The organism is Dyella mobilis (genome assembly GCF_016904945.1).
GTDB classification, from domain to species: domain Bacteria; phylum Pseudomonadota; class Gammaproteobacteria; order Xanthomonadales; family Rhodanobacteraceae; genus Dyella_B; species Dyella_B mobilis.
The window spans coordinates 1-908 of the sequence record NZ_JADIKF010000006.1 but is presented as its reverse complement, the minus strand read 5'-3'; the positions used below and the strand labels follow the sequence as shown (position 1 = coordinate 908).

General features: G+C 64.3%; 1 protein-coding gene. It reads right to left on the bottom strand.

Translation table 11 applies throughout. From position 1 onward, the window contains the following. The coding region (locus tag ISS99_RS00030; protein ID WP_204629519.1) for an AMP-binding protein at positions 1–908 on the bottom strand (908 nt) is incomplete at both ends.

The following is a 908-nucleotide window of genomic DNA, read 5'->3' as shown; positions in this document are numbered from 1 at the left end:
CGCTCGGCCGTCAACTCCGGACGATTGAGATACCCGCGAGCGACGCCGGCGCCGCCGATGTAGAGCTCGCCGACCGCGCCCAGCGGCACCGGTTGACGATGCGCATCCAGGAGATAGATGCGCGTGTTGGCCATCGGTCGTCCGATCGGAATAAGGCCTGTTTCAACGTCATCCAGGCAAGACCACGCTGAGGCGCAAACCGTGCATTCCGTGGGGCCGTATGCATTGAAGACGGTAGCGCCGGTTTGCAGCGCATGGTGCCATGCCGTACCGGGAGCTTCGCCTGCCAGGATGAGCGTCTGCAGACTTGCGATGCGCGTCGGCTCGATGGATTCACGCAGCAAGGCAGGAGGCAGCGTGGCATGCGTAATGGCCTGGCTGTCGAGGTAATCGCGCCATGCCGTTCCCTGGCGCTGCGCGCGCGTGGGCAGGTGCAGCGATGCCCCAACACTCAATGCCATGGCCATTTCTGAAATGCTTGCATCAAAGCTGCACGAGGCAAACTGCAGGACACGGCTATTGGCCGAGACGCCGAAAAGGGAGGTCTGCGCTTGCGCGAGCTGCACGAGGTGGCGGTGCTCGACCATGACGCCCTTGGGCGTACCGGTGGAGCCGGAGGTGTAGATGACATAGGCCAGATGATGCGAGGCCAACGCCGGAAGAACAGGATTGGTGTGCGGCTGCGCAGACCACTGCGGTGCATCGAGATCGATGACGCGCAGCGACGCAAGGGCTTCCTCGCCCAGGGCCTGTCGCCCGGCAGCATCGCAGAGCAGCAAGCGCGGTTGCGCATCGCGCAGAATCAGTGCGAGTCGCTCGGAAGCGTAGACCGGATCGAGCGGCAGATATGCGCCACCGGCCTTGAGAATGGCCAGCAGCCCGACCACCAGGGCGGTGCCGCGTTCGAC